2 protein-coding genes are annotated in these 1,442 nt (G+C 59.5%); both read right to left on the bottom strand.

The features are described from left to right. Positions 1-213: 213 nt before the first annotated feature. Positions 214-879: a M48 family metallopeptidase gene (locus A3730_RS24520; protein WP_063520481.1), complete on the bottom strand. Its 666-nt coding sequence runs from the start codon at positions 877-879 to the stop codon at positions 214-216. A 41-nt stretch (positions 880-920) separates the two neighbouring features. Next, a partial coding sequence (locus A3730_RS24525; protein WP_197477615.1) for an efflux RND transporter permease subunit occupies positions 921-1,442 on the bottom strand: 522 nt, incomplete at its 5' end.

Below are 1,442 nucleotides of genomic sequence, written 5' to 3' on the forward strand. Positions count from 1 at the left end.
CTAGTACGGAAAAACCCGCTTCGGCGGGTTTTTTTGTGTCTGGCGAAAAGCAGTTGGAAGTTCAAAGTTTAAAGTTGAAAAGCGCGGAACGGGTGCTCGAGCGTTGAAAGGCCGTGCCCGCGCACCATTACCATTAATCGCGGGCACAGCATTGCCGAACCTGACTGACCACCCCGCGTTTCAACTTTAAACTTTGAACTTTCAACTCGACTCTCAGGGCTGGTAGAGCGGCTGGTCGAGGAGTTGTTTGTGCTGGCGCCAGTCGGGCATGCGGGCGTCCATTAAGGCGTGGAAGCCAGGGCCGTGATCCATGTGCTTGAGGTGGCAAAGCTCGTGCATGACCACGTAATCCAGTGCCGCTGGCGGGTAGTGCAGCAGGGCCATGTTCAGGTTGATGTACCCTTTTGCCGACAGTGAGCCCCAACGGGTACGCATTTTTTTTACCCGTAATACCGGGCGCGTATAACCTTGCCCGGCAAACCAGCCGAACTGCCGCTCAATGCTGTCCTCAAACAACGGGCGTGCCTGTTGGCGAAGCCAGCGCTCCACCGCCTGCTGCACGGCAGCCTCGCTGTCAGGCTCGGCAACTCGCACCTGTAGATAGCCGCCAGCCACACTCACCGAAGACCGCCCTGCAGACACATCCAGGATCAACGGCTGGCCCCGGAACACCATGCTGCAGCCATCTTGCCAGCGTTGCCGCGGGCGGCTGGCCTGGCGTTGTTGCTGGTCCTTGATCCACTGGCGGCGACTGTCCACAAAGGTCTGCACCATGCGCAGGGGAGCCCGTTGCGGCGCACGCACCTGCACACGCCCGTCTTCCAGAACACGCAGTTCCAGGGAGCGGCGTTTGCTGCGGATCAGTTCGTAGTCGGTCATGATTCCTGTCTGGCGATTGGTAGGAGCGGCGCTCCTACTGATTATCCATCTTGGCTTTCGTTAACGGGCATCTCCTTGTCCAGCTGCTGGCTGACGGCATCCGCCGGTGACGCGTACGGCGCCAGCCACTGGTACAGCACCGGGATGATAAACAGGGTCAGCACGGTGGCAAACAATAGCCCGCCGAGAATCACCACACCAATGGTAAAGCGGCTTTCCGCGCCGGCACCGGTGGCCAGCACCAGCGGCACGGCACCGAAGATGGTGGAGACACCGGTCATCAAGACCGGACGGAACCGCACGATGGCGCCTTCATAGATGGCCTCTTTCACGCTGCGGCCCTGGTCACGAAGCTGGTTGGCAAACTCCACGATCAGAATACCGTTCTTCGCCATCAGCCCCAGTAACATGATCATGCCGATCTGACTGTAAATGTTCAGGCTGTCGCCGGTAACGCTGATGGCGATCACCGCGCCGGCCAACGCCAGCGGCACCGTGAGCATGATAATCAGCGGGTGAATCCAGCTTTCAAACTGGGCGGCGAGCACCAGGAACACAATCAC

Source organism: Alcanivorax sp. HI0044 (assembly GCF_001634945.1).

Bases quoted from the DNA above. Each gene is read 5' to 3' on its own strand.
- A3730_RS24520 (WP_063520481.1), bottom strand. From the start codon at position 879: ATGACCGACTACGAACTGATCCGCAGCAAACGCCGCTCCCTGGAACTG.